Source organism: Oribacterium sp. oral taxon 108 str. F0425 (assembly GCF_000214455.1).
Classification (GTDB): domain Bacteria; phylum Bacillota; class Clostridia; order Lachnospirales; family Lachnospiraceae; genus Oribacterium; species Oribacterium asaccharolyticum.
In genome coordinates this window covers 1,333,755-1,354,250 of record NZ_AFIH01000001.1, presented here as the reverse complement: position 1 = coordinate 1,354,250, position 20,496 = coordinate 1,333,755, and the positions used below count along the sequence as shown (strand labels likewise).

20 protein-coding genes and 1 pseudogene are annotated in these 20,496 nt (G+C 40.1%); 6 read left to right on the top strand and 15 right to left on the bottom strand.

Annotation, left to right across the window (positions count from 1 at the left end):
• Nucleotides 1-158: 158 nt before the first annotated feature.
• Genes HMPREF9124_RS06420 through HMPREF9124_RS06410 form a run of 3 tightly spaced genes read right to left on the bottom strand, consistent with a single transcriptional unit; the run spans nt 159 to nt 3,504 of the window.
• The gene (locus tag HMPREF9124_RS06420) at nt 159-1,385 is read right to left on the bottom strand and encodes an ABC transporter permease (RefSeq protein WP_009428018.1); all 1,227 of its coding nucleotides are present in this window, start codon (nt 1,383-1,385) and stop codon (nt 159-161) included.
• Nucleotides 1,375-2,133 (bottom strand): ABC transporter ATP-binding protein, encoded by a 759-nt coding sequence (locus HMPREF9124_RS06415; protein WP_009428739.1) that lies wholly within the window; start codon nt 2,131-2,133, stop codon nt 1,375-1,377. Before HMPREF9124_RS06415 ends, HMPREF9124_RS06420 begins: the two co-directional genes overlap by 11 nt.
• A gap of 9 nt (nt 2,134-2,142) precedes the next feature.
• A complete protein-coding gene (locus tag HMPREF9124_RS06410) occupies nt 2,143-3,504 on the bottom strand; it encodes an efflux RND transporter periplasmic adaptor subunit (RefSeq protein WP_009429802.1) in 1,362 nt (453 codons plus the stop codon).
• 134 nt (nt 3,505-3,638) lie between these two features.
• On the opposite strand from HMPREF9124_RS06410, the gene HMPREF9124_RS12330 reads away from it, so the two are divergent.
• Genes HMPREF9124_RS12330 through HMPREF9124_RS12320 form a run of 3 tightly spaced genes read left to right on the top strand, consistent with a single transcriptional unit; the run spans nt 3,639 to nt 4,851 of the window.
• Nucleotides 3,639-4,094 carry a ribonuclease H-like domain-containing protein gene (locus HMPREF9124_RS12330; RefSeq protein ID WP_009429284.1) on the top strand — a complete coding sequence of 152 codons (456 nt, stop codon included), beginning with the start codon at nt 3,639-3,641 and terminating at the stop codon, nt 4,092-4,094.
• Nucleotides 4,055-4,243, top strand: coding sequence for a ribonuclease H-like domain-containing protein (locus tag HMPREF9124_RS12860; RefSeq protein ID WP_242821567.1), 189 nt, complete (start codon nt 4,055-4,057; stop codon nt 4,241-4,243). The genes HMPREF9124_RS12330 and HMPREF9124_RS12860 overlap by 40 nt, the downstream gene beginning before the upstream one ends.
• 50 nt (nt 4,244-4,293) lie before the next feature.
• Nucleotides 4,294-4,851 (top strand): hypothetical protein, encoded by a 558-nt coding sequence (locus HMPREF9124_RS12320; protein WP_242821566.1) that lies wholly within the window; start codon nt 4,294-4,296, stop codon nt 4,849-4,851.
• A 19-nt stretch (nt 4,852-4,870) separates the two neighbouring features.
• Here HMPREF9124_RS12320 and HMPREF9124_RS06395 read toward each other — a convergent pair whose 3' ends face one another.
• From HMPREF9124_RS06395 to HMPREF9124_RS06365, 7 genes are all read right to left on the bottom strand, one after another.
• Nucleotides 4,871-5,596: an MgtC/SapB family protein gene (locus HMPREF9124_RS06395; RefSeq protein ID WP_009428217.1), complete on the bottom strand. Its 726-nt coding sequence runs from the start codon at nt 5,594-5,596 to the stop codon at nt 4,871-4,873.
• A 62-nt stretch (nt 5,597-5,658) separates the two neighbouring features.
• A complete protein-coding gene (locus HMPREF9124_RS06390; protein WP_139090284.1) occupies nt 5,659-5,925 on the bottom strand; it encodes a hypothetical protein in 267 nt (88 codons plus the stop codon).
• Nucleotides 5,898-7,202 carry a cation:proton antiporter gene (locus HMPREF9124_RS06385; protein ID WP_009429049.1) on the bottom strand — a complete coding sequence of 435 codons (1,305 nt, stop codon included), beginning with the start codon at nt 7,200-7,202 and terminating at the stop codon, nt 5,898-5,900. The genes HMPREF9124_RS06390 and HMPREF9124_RS06385 overlap by 28 nt, the downstream gene beginning before the upstream one ends.
• Nucleotides 7,203-7,305: 103 nt before the next feature.
• Nucleotides 7,306-7,989, bottom strand: a complete 684-nt coding sequence (locus HMPREF9124_RS06380; protein ID WP_009428359.1) for an MBL fold metallo-hydrolase — start codon at nt 7,987-7,989, stop codon at nt 7,306-7,308.
• An 8-nt stretch (nt 7,990-7,997) separates the two neighbouring features.
• Nucleotides 7,998-8,813 carry a carbohydrate ABC transporter permease gene (locus tag HMPREF9124_RS06375; RefSeq protein ID WP_036598018.1) on the bottom strand — a complete coding sequence of 272 codons (816 nt, stop codon included), beginning with the start codon at nt 8,811-8,813 and terminating at the stop codon, nt 7,998-8,000.
• Nucleotides 8,814-8,839: 26 nt separating this feature from the next.
• Nucleotides 8,840-9,733 (bottom strand): carbohydrate ABC transporter permease, encoded by an 894-nt coding sequence (locus HMPREF9124_RS06370; protein WP_009427656.1) that lies wholly within the window; start codon nt 9,731-9,733, stop codon nt 8,840-8,842.
• A 153-nt stretch (nt 9,734-9,886) separates the two neighbouring features.
• Nucleotides 9,887-11,260 carry an ABC transporter substrate-binding protein gene (locus HMPREF9124_RS06365; RefSeq protein WP_009429728.1) on the bottom strand — a complete coding sequence of 458 codons (1,374 nt, stop codon included), beginning with the start codon at nt 11,258-11,260 and terminating at the stop codon, nt 9,887-9,889.
• A gap of 302 nt (nt 11,261-11,562) precedes the next feature.
• On the opposite strand from HMPREF9124_RS06365, the gene HMPREF9124_RS06360 reads away from it, so the two are divergent.
• On the top strand, nt 11,563-13,764 hold the full coding sequence (locus HMPREF9124_RS06360) for an extracellular solute-binding protein (RefSeq protein WP_009427683.1): 2,202 nt from the start codon (nt 11,563-11,565) through the stop codon (nt 13,762-13,764).
• 139 nt (nt 13,765-13,903) lie between these two features.
• Here HMPREF9124_RS06360 and HMPREF9124_RS06355 read toward each other — a convergent pair whose 3' ends face one another.
• Together HMPREF9124_RS06355 and leuC are read right to left on the bottom strand one after the other, a co-directional pair.
• Nucleotides 13,904-14,410: a 3-isopropylmalate dehydratase small subunit gene (locus HMPREF9124_RS06355; protein WP_009429502.1), complete on the bottom strand. Its 507-nt coding sequence runs from the start codon at nt 14,408-14,410 to the stop codon at nt 13,904-13,906.
• A 235-nt stretch (nt 14,411-14,645) separates the two neighbouring features.
• Nucleotides 14,646-15,911, bottom strand: coding sequence for a 3-isopropylmalate dehydratase large subunit (leuC, locus tag HMPREF9124_RS06350; protein WP_009428952.1), 1,266 nt, complete (start codon nt 15,909-15,911; stop codon nt 14,646-14,648).
• A gap of 342 nt (nt 15,912-16,253) precedes the next feature.
• On the opposite strand from leuC, the pseudogene HMPREF9124_RS06345 reads away from it, so the two are divergent.
• A pseudogene (locus HMPREF9124_RS06345) lies at nt 16,254-17,155 on the top strand (LysR family transcriptional regulator).
• Between the two features lie 103 nt (nt 17,156-17,258).
• On the top strand, nt 17,259-18,116 hold the full coding sequence (locus tag HMPREF9124_RS06340) for an Mrp/NBP35 family ATP-binding protein (RefSeq protein WP_009428813.1): 858 nt from the start codon (nt 17,259-17,261) through the stop codon (nt 18,114-18,116).
• A 199-nt stretch (nt 18,117-18,315) separates the two neighbouring features.
• Here HMPREF9124_RS06340 and HMPREF9124_RS06335 read toward each other — a convergent pair whose 3' ends face one another.
• The 3 genes from HMPREF9124_RS06335 to rpoD form a co-directional block, all read right to left on the bottom strand.
• Nucleotides 18,316-18,606 (bottom strand): HPr family phosphocarrier protein, encoded by a 291-nt coding sequence (locus HMPREF9124_RS06335; protein WP_009429599.1) that lies wholly within the window; start codon nt 18,604-18,606, stop codon nt 18,316-18,318.
• Between the two features lie 62 nt (nt 18,607-18,668).
• Nucleotides 18,669-19,328 carry an epoxyqueuosine reductase QueH gene (locus HMPREF9124_RS06330; RefSeq protein WP_009429516.1) on the bottom strand — a complete coding sequence of 220 codons (660 nt, stop codon included), beginning with the start codon at nt 19,326-19,328 and terminating at the stop codon, nt 18,669-18,671.
• 5 nt (nt 19,329-19,333) lie between these two features.
• Entirely contained in the window at nt 19,334-20,491 is a 1,158-nt protein-coding gene (gene rpoD, locus HMPREF9124_RS06325) for an RNA polymerase sigma factor RpoD (RefSeq protein ID WP_009428904.1), read from the bottom strand.
• Nucleotides 20,492-20,496: the final 5 nt, after the last annotated feature.

Below are 20,496 nucleotides of genomic sequence, written 5' to 3'. Positions count from 1 at the left end.
TCTTAAAAATAGATATTAACTATATCAGTATAGCCTCTTTTTATCTTATCCGCTACTTCTTATTCAAAGCAAAATACAATATTCTTATCGAATTGCCATAATGTATATCGAAGTACAATTATTCCAATCGAAACGCCATTATTCATATTGGAGTATAATTATTCATATCGAAGTGCCACAATCGGATCTTCCTTTGCGGCCTTATTGGCAGGGTAGATTCCGAAAAATACACCGACAATGGCGGAAAAGACAACTGCTATAATTACAATTCCGGGCTTTACCACTACGGTTAAATTAAAGGCCATAGCCCCAAGATGTACAAGCGCACTCGCAAGAATCACGCCGATAAGCCCTCCCAGTGCGGAAAGCAGTGCCGATTCCGTAAGGAACTGCACGAGAATATCCTCCCGGCTTGCACCAAGCGCCTTTCGGATACCGATTTCTCTCGTTCTCTCCGTAACCGTTACCAGCATGATATTCATAATCCCGATACCGCCAACCAGAAGGGAAATCGCCGCAATGCCGCCAATTGCCGCAGAGAGACCGCCCATGACACCATCCACCTGTTTCATTTCATCCTGAACGGAAGAAATATACCAGTCCTCGGGTTTTCGATTTTTCACACGGGAAAAATAATTCTTGATATCCGTATTCAAGCTATTCATTTCCTCTACTGTAAAATTCTTTTTCCCATAATAGCGAATCGTAGAGAAAGAATCTGCAGGTCCGGTAAGTATCGTCCATGGCACAAAGGCCTCTCCGTTTTTGTCCTGCGAGCCCATAAGCAGTTTTTCAATAGGACTCAAATCTCTTCTATAAACCGCGATAACGGAAAAATCCTGTACCTCTCCATGAAAGTCCGCTCGAAAATGCTTTCCTGTGGCATTTTCGGTACCGAAAAGCTTCAGTGCAGTGTTCTCGGAAATCATGACGACAGGCTTCCTCTCACTCACGTCCTTCTCCGAAAATGTCCTTCCGTTTAAAATTTTTAAAGGCTGAAAATCGATAAAATTGTACTCTACACCGGACAGGCCTACCTTCAGTCGGTTTCTTCCGACTTTGACATCAATGCTTTCATAGGGGCTATTATCCGCATAGTCGAGACGACTGCCGAAAATCCTTTTAAAACTGTTAAAATCATCCATAGTGAATTCATCACTGTCTCGCAGATCATTCCAATCCATATAGGGACTAATCATGATGGAAGCCTGTGTCACACCGTAATTTTTATAAAGGTCTGAGAACATCTTTCGAATGCTGTCTCCGATAGAAACGATGGAAATCACCGAACCGATTCCGATAATAATACCCAGCATCGTCAGGAATGAGCGCAGTTTATTGGCACGAAGAGACCCCAGTGCCATCTTTACATTCTCAAGAAACATGACTTTCTCCTTTATACATACCCTCGAAAATACTCAAATCCCGAACCGGTGTCGGATTCTCATTTTTCTTATCGGAAATGAGCTTTCCGTCCGAAAAGCGAAGCATTCTGTCCGTATAGGCTGCAATATTTTCCTCATGCGTAACCACGACAACGGTTGCTCCTGCCTTATGGAGGGCGGAGAACATTTCCATGATTTCCACGGAGCTTGCCGTATCCAGATTTCCTGTCGGCTCGTCGGCAAGAATCAGAGGCGGCTCATTGGTGAGAGCTCTTGCAATGGCTACACGCTGCCTCTGTCCTCCCGACATTTCATTCGGTTGATGGTGGATTCTTCCGCTAAGCCCTACCTTCTCCAGAAGCATTGCCGCTCTTTCACGCCGCGCCGCCGGAGACTTCTTATGCGCATAAATCATGGGGATTTCCACATTTCTAAGGGCGCTCATGCGACTGATCAAGTTAAAGCTTTGGAAGACAAATCCGATTTTCTCATTTCTAACCTTATTTAAGGTGTTCGGATCCATGGCGGCAACATCTTCTCCGTCCAGAAAATAGTTTCCTAGAGTCGGCTTGTCGAGACAGCCCAGTATATTCATGAGCGTTGATTTTCCGGATCCGGACTGTCCCATGATGGCCACAAACTCGCCTCTTTTGATTTGCAGGTTTATTTTATTGAGTCCCAAGACCTTTACGGCTCCGGTATCATATATTTTCACTAAATCTCTTAATTCAATGAGTACATCATTCATTTTTTCATCCTAGTTTGTTTTTACTACAACACCGCTTTCACTTGCACTGACACTTTCTCCCGTACTGTCCTTCGGCATCTCGCTAACCACTAATCCTTCGGTAAGACTTGGATCCGGAGCACTTACGAAATGGGCTCCCTCTTTAAAGGCTGCATCCTCCTTTAAAGGACTGACTTCTACGGAAACATCACTTTCCACGCCGGTTTTTACAGGGATAATATGAATCTTCCCGTCTTCCACAAAGTAAATCTGACTGTTTCCGTCTTCTCCCGTTGTCACAGCGGAAAGTGGAACCACAAAGACATTCTTGGCCTCGGAAAGCACGATATCGGCTTTAGCGGTTATACCGGACAAAAGTCCCTTTTTATCTCCGTCAATTTTAATCTTTATCGGAATGACTCTTTCAGCTGTATTTCCTCCCTTGGCTTCTCCTGTCGGAGAAATAGAAGAAACCTCTCCTTCCAACTTTTCGTCTCCTAAGATATCTGCACTGATAATCGCTTTCTGTCCCAGACTTAACTTTCCGATGGAATACTCGGAAACGCTGATGGAAAGTTCCAGTTGATCCAGATTCTCTACCGTAAACATGGGCTTTCCATCCTGTAAGTTATCCGCAAACTGCCCAGCTTCCACGTTTACTCTGGTAATTGTTCCGGAAATGGGTGCTTTAATCTCAGCGGAATCTACGGCACTCTGTGCCTTCTTTAAACCTTCTTCCGCGCTCTTAATTTGCAAATCATAACTCTCAGAAACCTGCACATTGCCTCCGCTTACCTTGAAGCTTCCGAGACTTGCCTTCGCATCCTTTAAGGCACTTTCCGCCTGCTCATATTCGCTTTGGGAAATATCACCGCTCTCCAAAAGGCTGCTCTTCCTCTGGAAATCGAGAAGCGCATTGTTATAGGCAGTCTGCACTTTAGCATATTCTGCCTTAGTATTCTTCTGTGCATCTTCCTTATTGGCCTTTGCCAGATCAACCTGAGTCTTAGCCGCCTCCAAAGCTTCCTCCACATCTTTGGTATCGAGCTTTGCAATGAGCTGTCCTTCCGTGACCTTGTCTCCTTCCTTTACTAGAATTTCCTTTACCTTGGCATGGAGTGCCGAAGTAACATGCTGAGACTGGGTACCAGAAACGGGACCGGAAACGCTGAGCTTTTCCTGAATATCCGCTTTGGAAAGACTCTCCGTATTGACAAGCATCCCTGTAGCCTTACCCGGGAACAATAAATTTTTCAAAATAAAAAGAACAAAAAGAAGGAGAAGCCCGAGGAATATCCACTTCTTCTTTCCTTTTTTCTTCTTCGGCTTTTCGTTCAGAAGCTTCTCTACCTTTTCTGAGATATCTCCTCCCTGCTTTTCTTCTTCCTTCATTTTTCTTCTCCTTAAACTTAAAATTCAAATATTCTTGTGATAAACTATGCTTGCCTATTATAAAACAAAAAAACAGAAAATAAATGTGAAAATATAAAAAATATTTTTAATATCTTGCATTTTGTGGAGGACAGATGGAAATCATTCGAAAAGATTTAGCTTATACGGAAGATAGGGCTGCGTTGGAAGTCCTCCTCTCCCCTGCTTTTGGGAATGTTTCCTTAGAAGACGCCCTGCTCTATGACATTGAAACGACAGGACTTAATCCGAAGGCTTCTCAGCTTTATCTCCTTGGTGTACTGCTTTTTCATAAAGAAAATAGTGAATTCATCCAGTATTTTGCCGAAAGCGTCCGTGACGAAGAGGAAATTTTGGAACAGTTTTTTCAGCTTTGTAAAACAAAGAGAGTTCTCATCAGCTTTAATGGAGAAGGCTTTGATAACCGTTTTATCGAGACCATGGCCAAGTCCTATGGAAAGCTTCCTCTTCACCTGAATTTAAAACAGCTTGATTTATTTAAACTGATTCGTAAAAGAAAAAATTTTACGGATTGGAAAGTTGTTCTCTTAAATCCTGTGAACGGTTTTTAGGCATTTATCGTGAAGATCGGTGTAATGGAGGCGAACTGATTTCCGTATACCGGGAATATTTACAGAATAAAGACAGTGAAAAAAGAATTTGTTGCTCCTTCATAATCGAGAGGATATCCAAAACCTTCCGGCTCTCTTCTCCTGTTTAGCTTATGAAAATATCTTTCTGGGGAATGTCCATTTTCAGAGGGCAGAGATCTTGGAAAGCGAGGAAATAAAAAATATAAAATACCATCATCAAACGAAAAACCCTTTAGAAACCGCGCACTTAGAATTGGAAAGCAGTTTACAAATCAAGAAATTAGAATTGGAAGAAGCGGAAAAAAGTCGTACTGCTAAAAAACTTTGCCTGCAGTATTATCTTCCTTCTCCTGTTCCCGTCCCTCTTACTCTTGCTCCGAAAAACTATCTTTTAGAAATAAAAGACAAGTTTCTTTTTCTTACTGTTCCTCTCTATCAGGGAGAACTTTGCTATTTTTTTAAAAACTATAAAGACTACGAATTTATCCCCTCCGAAGACCGCGCCGTACATAAGTCCTTAGCCAATATGTACCCGAAGGAAATGCGGGAGAAGGCCAAGGCTTCAACCGCCTATCAAAAAATGAAGACCTCTTTTCTTCCGGTATTTCAGGAAGGAGAGAAAGTCTTCAAAAAAACGTATCAGGATAAACAGTGCTTTATTCCCTTTAAGGAAAATACTTTTGAGAGCATAAATCCGGTGGAATACCTGCTTAATTTTTTGAGTGTTCTAACATAGATTTGTTTGTTCAATCTTTTTATCGCATCTCTTCAATATGGCAAATATAGTCAATCGTTGATAGAGCTTCAATGATTTCACTGTGAGTCTTGTATTTTTTTAACTCTTTACTATCTATTGTAAAGGTTACAGAATATACACTTAATCCCGCACCGTGATAGGCGCTGTTTCTTTCAATGTCATCAATTCGAAGTCCCAAACGACGGATGGTTGTAACAAAATCACGTAAATACTGCCTGCTCTTTAGTTCTAAATGAATTTCAAAGTGATTTGAACGATTCTTCAGATACTGCTCCAAACCTGGCAAATAGGACAATATGCCAAGTAACATCATAAACTCAATAATGCAGATAAAATACAGCCCTGCTCCTGCACTGAGTCCAATAAGAGCACAGGTCCATAAAGCAATTGCAGTTGTTAACCCCTTAATCTGATTCCTTGAGCTGTAAAGAATCGTCCGACAACTGACGGTAGCAATGCTGAATAATGCAAAAGCAGACAATACCGGAAAATGAAGATTTGTATTCTTCATCAGTAGCAAATCCAAAATCATTGTCATACAAGATGAAAAGGATACCAAAATAAAAGTACGAAGTCCTGCAGAATGCCTCTTACTTGCACGCTCAAAACCAATTATCGAGGAAAGTAAAACCACTGTAAAAAGACGTAGCATTACAGCAAATACACTGATATCTTTGGTAATAATCAAGTTTTGTCTGCTTAAATTCATTAAAGATTCAGCCATTTACTTTTCCTTTCTTTCATTTTCATATTTCTAACTCAACCATCGCAACAACTATATCATATTTATGCTCCGCACTGCTCTTCTGCAGCTTCTGTAAAGGCTTTCTCCTCTTCGGAAATGTTTTCGGCATCTCTTCGGAGATCTTGCTGAATTGCCTGAATACGTGCAATTAAAAGCTCTACTTCATTGCGGGATTTGTTACTCTCTCTATTCTTTCCATCAACAAATTTATGATGCTTTTCTACATCTTTTCTCTCAAATATTACTTCTTTTTCTCCAACTAAGCTTTGCTCAATTCCCCTCACGTTACCAAGCTCGCCACTCTGCATTTCTTTTTATTTTCTGCTTCTTTTGCTCGCTCTTCCAGACTGATTGCGTAGGATTTGGAAAGATAAAGTGCGAGCTTTGCACATGCCGGACCAATAAGCTCATACAGTACACTAGATGCAAGAATAACTGTCTCTAAAGCACTTCCATCTTCTCCACCAAGGATTCTTGCTCCGAGAGCAGAAAGTCCTATAGCTACCCCCGCTTGTGGAATCAAGGCTAGACCCAGATAATTTCTAACTTCTTTCTTCTTTCCAACTAAAGCAGAGCCTAAGAAAGAACCGGCATATTTTCCCAAAATTCGAACCAGAAAGTACGAAACACCAACAACCAGAAGCGATGCACCAGTAATTGTACCTCTCTGATGGAACAAAGCATCGATTTTAAAATTCACTCCGGAACGTACAAAAAATAGTAAAAGAATTGGAGGGCTAAAATAATTGAGCTGTTTAAATATTTTATCATCTCCTGTAATATTAATATACACAGTTCCCATGGACATACAGCCCAATAGCGGTGAGACATCTAATAAGGCACAAATTCCGCAAAAACAGAACAAAAGAGCAATCGTAATAATCAATCGATTATCCGTAGAGCGATTCTTTGGCATAAGAAGCTTCATCAACGCTCCAAACAGTCCGCCTAATATCAATACAAAAATATTCACAAGAATAGGAATAACTACTGCAGAAATCTGAAAAGACCCCGATTTTCCTGCAACAGCAAGAGAAATAGCCATGCTATAAGCAACCAAACCAAAAACATCATCCAAAGCAACAACCTGGAGCAAGGTATTAACAAAATCTCCTTTTGCCCCAAGCTGTCGAATCGTCATAACCGTTGATGCAGGAGCTGTTGTCGATGCCAATGCAGAAAGGACAAGTGCAAAGCCAAAATCCATCTTCAAGACAGAAAAGCTCAATACAAAAACGAAAATAGATGCCAATGCAGCTTCCAGAAAAGTAATAATGCAGACCTTTAAACCATTCTTCTTCAAGGTAGAGAATGTAAAAAATTCTCCTGTACTAAAAGCAATAAAGGCAAGGGCGATATCCGCTATAAACCCCGTTCCATTAATCAGTTTGTCACTGATTAAATTCAAGCCAAAAGGGCCAATCAAAATCCCTGCAAGAATATAGCCAGTTACATTCGGAAGCTTTAATCTCTTCGTCACTCTAGTAAGGGCAAACCCGGAAAAGAGCATTAACGCAATGGGAATAATCACATCCGATGCAGAGGACCGACCATTAAAAATACGAAGCAAAAAACCTGAATTCATAAACCTATCTGTCCTCCTTCCTTGTTAATATTAAATACTCTTTTAAAATCTATCCTTAATTTCAATCCATTGAGAAAACCTTATGGATTCTATTATCTTCTTTTCACTCTCCTGCAATAGAAAAGCCTTTTTCTTTAAGCATCTCTCTACAATCACAGTCCAAGTGCATGCAATGCACATTTTCCCTTAATTCCATAGGAATTAGCTCTTCTAAATGCATATAATATAAATGCGATGCAGATGCCTCTTTAATTGTTGAAGTATCCTGATAAATATCGTCAATTTTTCTACTTAAAAAATCCTGTAACACAATATTCGGAATATCCGATGCATCTCCACTGTAATATAAGCACATATCCTCACAGCTTATCTTGTATCCATAGCATCGCATATCTTGAGCGTGTTGAACTTCAATAGCTTCTATGGAAATACCTTCTACCAGTCCATAAAAATCAGCATGATAGCTGTAGAAAGACGGAACTATCCCTAATAAATCAAGCAATGCACAAATATTATGTTGTGGATGAATCAGTACAGGCTTTCTATGCAAGATGCAATTACAATAGGATAAGACTGTTCCAAGACTTCCCACATGATCAGCATGAAGATGGGTCAAAACAATATAAATTTGACGATACGCCCTTAGATCCAGTGTTTTCATGACCGTTTCAAAAACAGTCTCCCCAAAATCCAGAAAAATCAAATTGTCTTTGTACACAAAATATGCACTCGTATTCCGAAAAGCCGGATAGCAGAAGGCACCAATGCCAAGAAACTGTAATTTCATAGTTCTATCTACTCCTTTATTCCGGAGCTCACAAAGCTCTCCATAAATTGTCTCTGCAATATAAAGAAGGCTATCAGCAAAGGCAAAATAATGATAAAAGTAGCAGCACAAACATTTGCCCATTGCATATTTGCTTCCTTTGACTTCGCAAATATTGCAAGTCCAACGGTTAAGGTTCTATTCGCGGGAGAATTTGTCACAATCAAAGGCCACAAATAGTTGTTCCAGTGGTAACTAACAGAAATTACCGCAAAGGACATGTAAGCCGGTTTTGCAGTCGGCATATAAACCTTCCAAATCGTCTGCCAAGTATTTGCTCCATCAATCTTTGCCGCCTCAGCTAACGCCTTCGGAATTGTCTTAAAATGCTGTCTCAAAAGGAAGATAGCAAGTGCACTTCCATAGAACGGAAGCATAATCCCAAGCTTCGTATTGGTCAGCCCCATATCCGATAAGGTCATGAAATTAGGCGTAATCAAGACGTCATTCGGAATGATAATTTGCATGAAAATAATGGCAAAGATAATGGTTTTCCCCTTAAACTCTTTTACCGCAAGAGCATAACCTGCCAGTGTAGAAGTTACAAACTGGACGCAAAAGGTCACAATTACCAGAATCAATGTATTAATGTAATACTTGCCGAATGGAATCGCATTCCACACATATTTTAGATTGTCCAATGTAAAAGCAGTATTTGGAAGAAAAGTCATCTTAAAGCTGGGCTTCGTAAATGCTGTACCCACTAACCAAAACAAAGGTGCAATCCAAACAAGTGCAATAAGAATTGATAGAATCGTCACCAAAAATTCCTTGATATTTCTCATCAGTTTTGTATGCATCTTCTTTCCTCCTAATTATAGTGAATTTTTTTATCCTGACTAATAAATCGAGGAAGAGAAACAACAAGAAGAAGCACCAACATAATTACAGTTAATGCGGAGGAAAGACCGTAATTAAAATTTGTAAAGCCTTGCTGATAGATATAATACAAAAGCAAAGTACTCGCATTATTGGGGGCACCTTCCGTCATGATGACGACATGATCCACCAACTTGAAGCTGTTCGTAAAAGCAATCGTCGAAACAAATAAGAAAGTAGGTGCAAGTAAAGGGATAGTTATTTTCTTGAAAATCAGCCAGCTATTTGCTCCATCAATCTTTGCAGCTTCAATCAGTTCTGTAGAAATTGCCTGCATTCCTGAAAGAAAGAATACCATCAGATATCCTGCCTCTTTCCATATATACATTACTGCCATAGCCGGCAAAACTGTATTTTTATTGGATAATACATTCATCGGCTTTCCACCAAAACTCATGACAATCTGATCCCACAAGCCATTTTTAGCCATATAGATGAACATCCAAACACTGGCAATTGCAATCATCGGCATAACGCAGGGATAAAAATAAGCAGTTCGAATAAAACCGATATGTTTTCCCTTTTGCTTAACCAACACGGCAAGACCTAAACCACCGAGCATACTGGGAACAACAGTTATTAATGCAAAAATTATTGTATTCCTCATAACCTTCCAGAAAAGTTTAGATGTAAACAATTTCTGATAGTTTTGTAAGCCGATAAATTCCGGTACTTGCATTCCCATCTTATACTTGCATAAGCTTAAATATATACTTCTAAAAATAGGAAATACTGTAAATATCACCATAAAAAGAAGTGCCGGTGCGATAAGTAAAAGAGCTTCAATCTGCTCCTTTTTCTCTCTTCTTTTACTCATATTACTCATTTTCTTTCCCCAATAATTCTCCAAAAACGGATACAGAAAAGACTGAGATAAAATTCTTAGGGTAAATCTCTAGTTATCCCAGCCTTTTCCAAGGTATATCTCATATGACTATTTGTTTCAGCCCTATTATTCGGACTTCTAAAAAATTACACTTTACTGATATTCTTCCAAAATTCCTTCCGCCTCTGTTTGTGCATTATCGAGCGCTTCTTTTGCGGAAACATCACCGGTCACTGCGGATTGAATATTGTCATTTAATACTCTCCAAATTTCTGCTGCATTATAGGTTGTCAGTTCCGGTTTCGCATACTGTAACTGCTCATAAGCAACTTTCGCCTGTGGTACTTCCTCATAATACTTTTTAATCATGTCTGTTTCATAGCAGGACTTTCTGGTTGGAACATAACCTGTATCAAGAGCCCATTGTGCAGCTTTCTCCGTAGCTGTTGCAAACTTAATAAATTTCCATGCCGCCTTCACACGTTCTTCAGAAATTCCACTGGAAATATAAAAATTCCCCCCGCCAGTCGCTGCACCAAATTGCTTTTTGCCGGGCATAAAGCACGTTCCATATTCAAAGGTAGCATTCTTATTAATATTGGCGATATTTCCGGTAGTGTGATACATCATTGCCACTTCCCCTGCCAAGAACTGAGTCGGCAAATCTGTCCACTGCACTACGCCCTCTGCCATAACCTTGTGCTTATTCTGTAAGTCTAACCAAAACTGAAGAGCTTCTACATTCTCAGGAGTGTTAAAGAAAACCTTCTTACCATCTTCGCTCATCAGCATCTTTCCCTTTTCGCTATTTTCAAGAGAAAATCCTGTAAATGTCCACTGAGCTGATCCGGAATTCAAAGCAATTCCCACTCCATAGCAATTATCATTTGTTAATTTCTTCGCGTCCTCCAGGAGTTCGTCCCAGTTTGTAGGTGGAGACTCAGGATCTAAACCAGCTTCTTTGAACTTATCCTTGTTGTAGTAAAGAATCTCCGTGCTCCTTTGAAACGGAATAGAATAAATTTTTCCATCTACATAAGAATCTTCCATAAAGCTGGGGAGAAAATCATCAATATAGGACTTGCCTTCGTCATCGGATGCAATAAGGTCATCCAGAGGCATAGCCATTCCGGTTGATGCCATCGTAAAACGCTGTGTAGCTAAACTTACAAAAAGGTCAGGTGGTGTTCCGCCTTGCACTGCAGTCTGAATTTTAGTTACCGTATCATCATAGTTTCCGGTATAAACAGGTTCCACTACGATATCTTTATTTTCTGCATTAAAATCTGAACAAATCTTTTCAATCAATGCTGCCGCTGAACCACCTACATTTACCGGATAATAAAAAGTGAGATGTAACGCACCAGAATCTCCTGCTTCATTCGCTCCTTTATCTGTGCTTTCAGCCTTTTGCTCTGCCTTGGTGTCTGTTCCACTATTGTTTCCACCTCCACAACCGGAAAGAATAGTGCTCATCCCAATGAGAGATGTCAAGCCCAAAGCTACGACTTTTTTCACCTTTTTCATAAAAAACCTCCTCCTAAAATACGGCCAATCTACGATGTAAGTATTCTAACACTATTTTTGAAACGATTCAATTTATTTTTTGTTTCAATTGATTATTTTATTTGATAATTTTGGCTTTGATATATATAAGTTGATATAAACGAAATATTTAGTTTGTAGAATTATATACAAATATATTTCTTAGTTTTGTATTCTTATGTATGATTATTTTATTTTATGATAAAATGTATCGAAAAGGAAATTCACTTTTATTTGTAAGAGGAAGGTATTTCTCCTCTTGATCATACATAAAGGAAAAAGATATGGTAACCATTAAAGACATAGCTAAATATGCTGGAGTTGCACAAGGAACCGTTTCTAATGTGCTAAACGGAAAAGGTAATGTAAGCAGTGAAAAAATAAAATTAGTTATGGATGCAGCCTTAACCTTAGGATATATTCCAAATGAACGTGCAAAATTTCTTAGAAAAGGACAAAGTAATTTGCTCGGTGTAATCTTGCCTAATTTACGTTCAAAACAATATATTGATTTTTATCTGAGTTTTAAGCATTATGCAGAAAGCCAAAACTACAGCGTTCTCCTAGAACTAAACAATGACAATAATCGTGATACGGAAATAAATGCAATACAACAATTACGCTCATATATGGCTTGTGGTATTGCAACTTTTACCTGTTTTAAAAACAAAAATGAGATTACCCCTTACGATATAGCACTTGATTCATCAAACTCGACAAATAATATCTTATTTGTTGAGAGAAAACCTGATTTCAGTGATGTTTTTATCGGCTTTGATTATAAAAAAGCCGGACAAGAGCTGGCGAAAAAAGCAGTTGAAAAAAACTATCATTCTATTTGTCTCTTAACAGGCTCTCTTGCCCTCGCAAATGAGCTTGATTTTTATAATGGCTTTATGGAAATTATTTCCAAAAGTACATGTTATGTTAATCATGTACAAACAGATATTTATCGACAAAAACAGAATATCATTCACATCTTTAATGGTAAACGCTTAGAAGCTATCTTTATATCCAATTATGGCTTTGCAGAAAGTGTGAAAGATATTTATTCCTCTTTTCATAATTCCGAGAAACAACTACCTATTTATGCAGTATCTCCTTTATTTACTTTACCCGAAAATGACTTTATAAAATATGAACTGAATTATAGTAAGCTAGGCAATGCTGCCGCAAAAAAATTAATTAAGATTATATCTACTCCTTCAAGTTCGTCTTCATTCGAGATTTTGAAAGAAACCGGCTTTCGTGATTGGTTTTCTCATCTTACGATAAATATGGCTAAACACCCGTTACACGTATTAACTCTGGATGATCCTTCTTCGTATGCCTTACAGCATCTTGCCCATTTATACACAAAAAAAACCGGTGTACCGGTCCATATCTCTATCTACTCCTACAATGAAATCTATGAAGCATTTAACGCAATGAATAAAGATTCCATATTTGATATTCTTCGTCTGGATGTAACATGGCTCTCTTGGTTTGCTGAAAAAATTCTGCAACCTTTAGAGCAAATTGACTCTACTATAGTAGAAGACATGCACTCTTTTATTCCAAACCTCAGCAACCACTATTCTTATGTAAACGGAAAACTTTATTGCCTTCCCATGACCCCAAGTATGCAACTTCTATTTTATAGAAAGGATCTATTTGAAAGTCCTGTTTTGAAGAGAACATACTGGGAACAATATAAGGAAAGTTTATCGGTCCCCTGTACTTTTAAAGAATTCAACAAAGTTGCCCGATTCTTTACAAGAGCATTTAATCCTGACTCTCCCGTACAATATGGTGCAACTTTAACTCTCGGTTCCACCGGTGTAGCAAGCTCAGAGTATCTAAGCAGGCTTTTTAGCCATCAGAAAAATCTATATAACACAGAAAATATAGTTCAATTAGATTCAAAGACTTCTATAGAGGCTATGCAGGAATTAATTGATTTAAAGGATTTTTCAACTACAAAGAATTGTAATTGGTGGACAGATACTGCCTCCACCTTTTCCGAAGGAGATGTTGCAATGGCAATCCTATACAGTAACTTTGCATCTGAAATACTAAAAAGCAGTTCCAAAGTAATCGGTAATATCGGATTCACTCTCCCTCCCGGAAACAATCCTCCCATAGGAGGAGGAGCACTGGGAATTTCAAAATATACAGAGCATCCTCGGGAAGCGCTTTCTTTTATCCGTTGGATCTGTAGCGAGCCGGTTGCATCCGCAGGCACTTTGCTTGGTAGTGTTTCTCCTTGCATGGAAACATATGATAACTATGAAATAACAAACTACTATCCTTGGCTTAATCTTGTAAAGAATAGTTTCAATAGCGTTAATGGAAGGCGCGTCCCTCCATCTAAACTTCACCCTTTCGATGAACGCAAATTCCTAAGCATTTTAGGGATGGCAGTTAAAAACAGCTTAAGTGGTGCACAAACCATAAAGGAAGCGCTTAGCAAAGCACAAAAACTATATCAAGAGAGTTTTGATTAAATTATTTTTACTATCATAATTTAAAAATAGCAAAAATTATATTTTGTAATAAATACAGCCTGGCATTTTACCGCCAGGCTATATACTCTATATCACGATTAAAAATCAAAAAGTATAACTATTCCTTATTACCAATACATTATCTCCCATTTTTCTCCAAGCTCTCATTCACAAAAGCAATGAGGCCTCCCTTATCAATCATATCCTGTAAAAAGGGAGGAAAGACTGCCATATCGTAGCTTTTACCGCTACTGATATCCCGAATTCTCCCGGCAGAAAAATCCACTTCCACTTCGTCTCCCTCTTTGATTTCCTTTGCCGCATCCGGGGATTCTACAATGGCAAGACCGATGTTTATGGCATTTCGGAAGAAAATTCTGGCAAAGCTCTCCGCAATAATACAGGAAACGCCGGAGTCCTTTAATACCTGCGGAGCATGCTCCCTGGAGGAACCGCAACCGAAGTTCTTTCCGGCTATCAGGATGTCGCCCTTTTTCATCTTTTTATGGAAGTCCTTATCGATATCCTCCATCGCATGTGTCGCCAGAAGACTTCGGTCCTGAATTGCCAGGTAACGCGCCGGAATAATCACATCCGTATCGACATTGTCCCCATATTTTATACAATTGCCCCTTGCATTTTCCATACCGTTCCTCTCCTATTTCCATTGCTAATTTTCTTCGCTATCCATTTTCATTCTTAAAACAAGATGTCTCAGGCTTCGCCTTAGCCACTTGTTAAGAATAAAAACAGTTTTTCTCCACTAATGATTTCCATTTCTCAAAATTCTATTTTCTTCGCTATAGATTTCTATTTTTTGAAATAGTCCATATCCTTTTCGCTAAATTCTTTATTGATTCCTGTTAAAAGACGGTCTTTCCTTACAGCCCCAGCTCTTTTGGTCCTGCGATATAACCTAAAACTGCCGATGCCGCAGCGACCTCCGGAGAAGCCAGATAAATTTCAGAGCTTGCGTCTCCCATTCTTCCTACGAAGTTACGATTGGTGGTGGAAACGCATCTTTCGTGCGGTGCCAAAATCCCCATATAGCCGCCAAGACAAGGCCCACAGGTCGGGGTACTGACTACTGCACCGGCCTCGATTAAGTCCTTGATATAGCCCTTTTCCATCGCTTCCAGATAAATCTTCTGCGTTGCCGGAATCACAATACAACGAAGATTTTCCGCAACATGACGACCTCTTAAAAGCTCTGCGGAGACGGCAATATCCGATAAACGACCGTTTGTGCAAGAGCCGATAACAACCTGATCAATCGAAATCTTATCAAAAGTCCCGATTTCATGCGTATTTTCCGGCAAATGCGGAAAAGCCACTGTAGACTGCAGTGTAGAGAGGTCTATCTCTATCACTCTCTCATACTTGGCATCCGAATCCGCTTCGTAAACGGTATAGGGCTTATTTCCATGCGCTTTAATGTACTCTATTGTTTTTTCGTCAACCGGGAAAATACCGTTCTTTCCGCCCGCTTCAATCGCCATATTGCAGATGGCAAAGCGGTCATCCATGGAAAGGAAAGAAACGCCCTCTCCGCTAAATTCGATAGACTCGTAAAGTGCGCCGTCCACTCCGATTTTTCCAATCAGGTGTAAGATCACATCCTTTCCGCTGACATACTTTTGCAGCTTTCCTTTTAAGATGACCTGAATTGCATTCGGCACCTTAAACCAAAGCTCTCCTGTAGCCATAGCGGCAGCCATATCCGTAGAGCCCACACCGGTAGAAAAGGCTCCCAGTGCCCCGTAAGTACAGGTATGAGAATCCGCACCGACAGAAAGCTCTCCTGCTGTAATCAGTCCCTGCTCCGGAATAAGAGCATGCTCAATTCCCATATTTCCCACATCATAATAATGCTTTAAACCGTTTTCTTTTGCATAATTTCGGCAGATCTGGGTGCACTTTGCAGAAGTAATATCCTTGTTCGGTACAAAGTGATCCATAACAAAAACCACCTTATCTTTATCAAAGACACCCTTCCCCTGAATCTTCTCCCGCTCTCGAATCGCAACCGGAGTCGTGATGTCATTTCCATGAACCAAATCCACCTTTGCAAGAATCAGTTGACCGCTTTCCACCTTCTCCAGTCCTGCGTGCTTTGCCAAAATCTTTTGGCTCATCGTCATTCCCATCGTACTCTCCTTTATCTTCAGCATTTTTCAGAAAATACAGCTCACAACCACTCCGAAAAAACGTTTTCTCTTCTTCCTTTTTCTTCTCTGAACAAAATATACTGCGTAACGTCCATAATATATTCATTTCAAACGAGATATCGCACGCTTTGCGCACAATACTCGTTATGAATTTTAGAAAGCATTTAGATTGCTTTCTTTACATACTAGCAAAAGTCTTGCTATAATTAAAATACATTTTTTAGATGTTTATTATTCCTCTAAGTTATTTCATTATAACGCGTGTTAGATGCTTTATGACATAGGATACGCATTATGAATATTTCTGAAAAAAGGAGTTTTATGGAACAAAATTTATCCACCTATCGTATTTTTTTGAAGTTGCAAAGCAGGGGAATATCTCGAAGGCCGCAGAGTCCCTCTATATCTCTCAACCTGCTATCTCCAAAACCATCGTGCGTCTGGAAGATAATTTAAATGTGAAACTCTTCAAAAGGAATTCCAGAGGAGTTAGTCTTACGGAGGAAGGGGAGGTTTTATTCCGCCATGTTGAGGAAGCCATTCATCATATCGAAGAGGCTGAAAGTGCGCTGCAAAAAATGAAGGATTATCATATCGGGCACCTCGATATCGGAGCCAGTACGACACTTTGCCGCTATGTCCTGCTTCCTTATTTAAAGATGTTTATGGAAGAATTCCCCAATATCCAGATTAATTTAAAAAATCAGGATAGTGCGAAAAATCTTCAGATTCTGGAAGCGCAAGATATCGACTTGGCCTTAGTTGCTATTCCCAAACATCTCAGTCCCAATCAAAGAGTTCTTTTGGAGCAGGATGTGGAAGACATCTTCGTAGCCTCCCCGAAGTATCTTGAAAATCTGAAGGCACTGCACGGAAATAATTTTTCCCTCTTTCAAGATGCGACCGTCATGCTCATGGATGAAAAAAATGTTTCCCGACATTACATTGATATGTATATTCGGGATAATCAATTGGATTTTAAGCAAATCATTGCCCTAAATACTATGGATTTGCTGATTGATTTTGCTAAAATTGATATGGGAATTTCCTGTGTCATTCGCTCCTTTGTAGAGAAAGATCTGGAAAATGGAAGCTTGGTGGAGATTCACCTCACTTCTCCGATTCCTAAAAGGAAAATCGGCTTTATGTACCATGCCAACAATTGCTCGAAATCTCTGGAAAGTTTTATTTCCTTTTTGGAAAAGAGAAAAGGGAAAGGTTAAATTGCAGATTCAGAATATAGAAAGTAAAATGGTAACGGCTTTTCTTAGCAATAGGATTCAGTCTTACACAATATAGAAGTATAGAAAGAAAGGAAATCGATTTATGGCAGAACAAAATAACAGCTCCTGCTCCTCTCACTGCGGCTCTTGCTCCGCAAATTGTCCCAGTAGAAAGAGCGGCATTGAAAAGCTTCCTTTAGGGGAAGGCTCTTCCGTAAAAAAAGTCATTGGTATCGTCTCCGGTAAGGGCGGCGTAGGAAAATCCACCGTCTGCTCCTTACTTGCTTCCGCAATGAATAAAGAGGGATTCCATGTAGGAATTTTGGATGCAGACATTACCGGACCGTCTATTCCGAAAGCATTCGGACTCCTCCATGACGGAGTAGCTTTAAGTGAGGACGGAAAGTCCATGGTGCCAGAAACCAGCAATGGCGGTGTGGAGATCATTTCCACCAATCTACTTTTAGAAAATGAAACCGATCCCGTGATTTGGAGAGGTTCCATGATTGCCAATGCGGTAAAGCAGTTCTGGCAAGAGGTAGAGTGGAAGGAAATCGACTATCTTTTCGTAGATATGCCTCCCGGAACAGGCGACGTACCGCTTACCGTCTTTCAGTCTCTTCCGATTGACGGAGTTATTATTGTGACCTCTCCGCAGGATTTGGTTTCCATGATTGTGGAAAAAGCGGTTCGCATGGCGGAAAAAATGAATATCCCCATCCTTGGCATTATCGAAAATATGTCCTATCTTCTTTGCCCGCATTGTAATGAGAAAATCAATGTTTTTGGCGAGAGCCACATCGAGGAGCTTTGTCAAAAAGAAGGCTTGGAACTCCTTGCAAAGCTTCCCATCGATTCGCAAAATGCCTCCTACATGGATGCCGGAGCCGTGGAAGCCATTGACACAAAAGAGAGTTTAAAGACGGCTGTAGCTTGCTTAAAAAAGCTTATCCAATCATAAATACTGCTAAATTAAAGAAGATACTCTTTAAGAATAAAAGAGCTGTAAAAATCAACCCATTGGCTTTTGATTTTTTACAGCTCTTTTTCGAAAGTTAGAGTTATAGAATTATAGGACAAAACCGAGTTATAGAGTTATAGGACAAAACGTGTTGATAAATGCCAAAACATCCCAACAAGCCTTTTTTGACAATATAAGACTAAAACAAAGGCTCCGGAGTACTTGTTCCCTCGCCAAGTCCGGTAGAAATCGCTTCCACCACGGCTTTTAAGGCTTCTTCTTCATCAATACCGTTACATTCCACCCTCACGGTACTGCCTTTTTTTACACCTGCAGCCATAACATTTAAAACCGATTTTCCGATGATTTTCCTTTCTCCGTAGTACAGGATAATCTCACTCTTAAAACGGATGCAGGTCTGTGTCAAAACACCTGCCGGACGAAGATGCAGTCCGGATTCATTGATAATCTTCACTTCTGCACTGATCATTTTTCCCCCTTTTCCTGCTTTGAAGCGATTCTATGCTCTTTCCTATTTTTTATTCTCCAATTTTACTGAATACTCTCTTTTTCTTTATTCCTTCGGAGGCATTCCGCCTTGGAAAATTCACAGCCGCAATAATCCTGCCGATAAAGAGCATATTGCTTGGATAATTCTACGGAACGTAAATACCTCCCCTTCTTTTTAAAGTCGGACGGTAAAAAACGAATCCCATAACGCTCCCCAATCTCCTCTCCCAAGCTGTTTAAAAGAGCTGCATTCTTTAAAGGAGAAATACTCAAACTTGTACAGTAATAGTCAAAAGTCTTGTCCGAATGCTCCGCATTCCATTTTTGGGCAAAGCGGGCAGTTTCCTCTAATCTAAGTTGAAAGCAGGCGGTACATCTCCTTCCCCTCTCCGGTTCCTTTTCCAAGCCCCTTGCCACTTGGAGAAATTCTTCATGGGCATAATTCGTTACTATGCAGGAAATAGGGAGCTTCATTTCCTTAAGAAGTCTTTTACATTCTTCTGCACGACGATTGTATTCCGCCTCAGTCTCCAGATTCGGATTGTAAAAGAAAACTGTAATTGCAAAATATTTTTCTAAGCATTCCAGTACAGCGGTCGAACATGGTGCACAACAGGCATGCAGTAAAAGCCTCGGTTTTGACTCTTCTTTTATCTCTCCGAGAATCGACTCCATGAGAAACTCATAATTTTTCTTTTCCATAAGCTTTACTGCAAGAAATCTCTGATTCTCTTGGAACGAACCGGATTTCTGAGTTTTCTCAGAGCCTTAGCTTCAATCTGTCTGATACGCTCACGGGTGACATTAAACTCTTTTCCCACTTCTTCCAAGGTTCTCGGGTGACCGTCTTCCAAACCGAAACGAAGTACGATGACCTGTCTTTCTCTTTCCTTTAAATCATCCAAAAGACTGTCAATATGCTCTCTCAGCATAACCGATTCTACATTTCCTTCCGGAGAAAGAACATTGGCATCGGCTACAAAATCGCCCAAGTTGGAATCGTCTTCCTCTCCGATAGGCGTCTCCAGGGAAGCCGGTTCTCTGGCAATCTGCATGATTTCCTGCACTTTTTCTTCGGTCATATCCAGATGCTCTGCCAGTTCTTTCACAGACGGCTCATAGCCGAGTTCCAGTGTCAGCTTTCTCTGCATTTTGGACATTTTATTGATGGTTTCCACCATATGCACCGGCACACGAATCGTTCTGGCCTGATCGGCAAGTGCACGGGTTACAGACTGTCGAATCCACCATGTCGCATAGGTGGAAAGCTTAAAGCCCTTCTCCGGATCGAATTTTTCAACCCCTTTAATCAAACCCAGATTTCCTTCCTGAACCAAATCCAGAAAACTCATTCCGCGTCCGGTATAGCGCTTTGCAATAGATACAACAAGACGAAGGTTCGCTTCAATCAGTCTCTGTTTAGCATACTCATCTCCCGCCTGCTTCTTCATGGCAAGAGAATACTCCTCCTCAGCAGTAAGAAGCGGAACCGTCCCGATTTCCTTCAGATACATCCGTACCGGATCTTCCGTACCGATTCCCTCCAAAAGATCTACCGCATCGAGATCTATTTCTTCACCTTCTTCATCCTTAGTGAAATCATCATCTTCCAAGCCCAGAAGCTCGTCTTCACTGTCTTCTTTTTCATCTCCTTTTTCCAGCTTCTTTAAAGTATCCTCATCCAGAACCGGCGTCACTTCTACGCCTTTATTTTCGAGAAGAAGCAGAAAATTCTCCATTTGCTCCTCTGTAAGGGACAAATCCTTTACAGCGGTCTGGACCTCTCCCATGTCAATAGAGTTATTATTACCCTTTGCCTTAATCATCAATTCTTCAATTATTTTCTCAAATTCTTCTCTTTCCAAGTTTT

Excerpts from the sequence above, each read along its gene's own strand:
- HMPREF9124_RS06420 (WP_009428018.1), bottom strand. The coding sequence starts at position 1,385 with ATGTTTCTTGAGAATGTAAAGATGGCACTGGGGTCTCTTCGTGCCAAT.
- HMPREF9124_RS06365 (WP_009429728.1), bottom strand. The coding sequence starts at position 11,260 with ATGAAAAAGGTGAAAAAAGTCGTAGCTTTGGGCTTGACATCTCTCATT.
- HMPREF9124_RS06385 (WP_009429049.1), bottom strand. The coding sequence starts at position 7,202 with ATGAATTCAGGTTTTTTGCTTCGTATTTTTAATGGTCGGTCCTCTGCA.
- HMPREF9124_RS06330 (WP_009429516.1), bottom strand. The coding sequence starts at position 19,328 with ATGGAAAAGAAAAATTATGAGTTTCTCATGGAGTCGATTCTCGGAGAG.
- HMPREF9124_RS06355 (WP_009429502.1), bottom strand. The coding sequence starts at position 14,410 with ATGGAAAATGCAAGGGGCAATTGTATAAAATATGGGGACAATGTCGAT.
- HMPREF9124_RS06415 (WP_009428739.1), bottom strand. The coding sequence starts at position 2,133 with ATGAATGATGTACTCATTGAATTAAGAGATTTAGTGAAAATATATGAT.
- HMPREF9124_RS06395 (WP_009428217.1), bottom strand. The coding sequence starts at position 5,596 with ATGGCTGAATCTTTAATGAATTTAAGCAGACAAAACTTGATTATTACC.
- leuC (WP_009428952.1), bottom strand. The coding sequence starts at position 15,911 with ATGGGAATGACGATGAGCCAAAAGATTTTGGCAAAGCACGCAGGACTG.
- HMPREF9124_RS06380 (WP_009428359.1), bottom strand. The coding sequence starts at position 7,989 with ATGAAATTACAGTTTCTTGGCATTGGTGCCTTCTGCTATCCGGCTTTT.
- HMPREF9124_RS06375 (WP_036598018.1), bottom strand. The coding sequence starts at position 8,813 with ATGAGAAATATCAAGGAATTTTTGGTGACGATTCTATCAATTCTTATT.
- HMPREF9124_RS06410 (WP_009429802.1), bottom strand. The coding sequence starts at position 3,504 with ATGAAGGAAGAAGAAAAGCAGGGAGGAGATATCTCAGAAAAGGTAGAG.
- HMPREF9124_RS06370 (WP_009427656.1), bottom strand. The coding sequence starts at position 9,733 with ATGAGTAATATGAGTAAAAGAAGAGAGAAAAAGGAGCAGATTGAAGCT.
- HMPREF9124_RS06360 (WP_009427683.1), top strand. The coding sequence starts at position 11,563 with ATGGTAACCATTAAAGACATAGCTAAATATGCTGGAGTTGCACAAGGA.
- HMPREF9124_RS06390 (WP_139090284.1), bottom strand. The coding sequence starts at position 5,925 with ATGCAGAGTGGCGAGCTTGGTAACGTGAGGGGAATTGAGCAAAGCTTA.
- HMPREF9124_RS06335 (WP_009429599.1), bottom strand. The coding sequence starts at position 18,606 with ATGATCAGTGCAGAAGTGAAGATTATCAATGAATCCGGACTGCATCTT.
- HMPREF9124_RS12330 (WP_009429284.1), top strand. The coding sequence starts at position 3,639 with ATGGAAATCATTCGAAAAGATTTAGCTTATACGGAAGATAGGGCTGCG.
- HMPREF9124_RS06340 (WP_009428813.1), top strand. The coding sequence starts at position 17,259 with ATGGCAGAACAAAATAACAGCTCCTGCTCCTCTCACTGCGGCTCTTGC.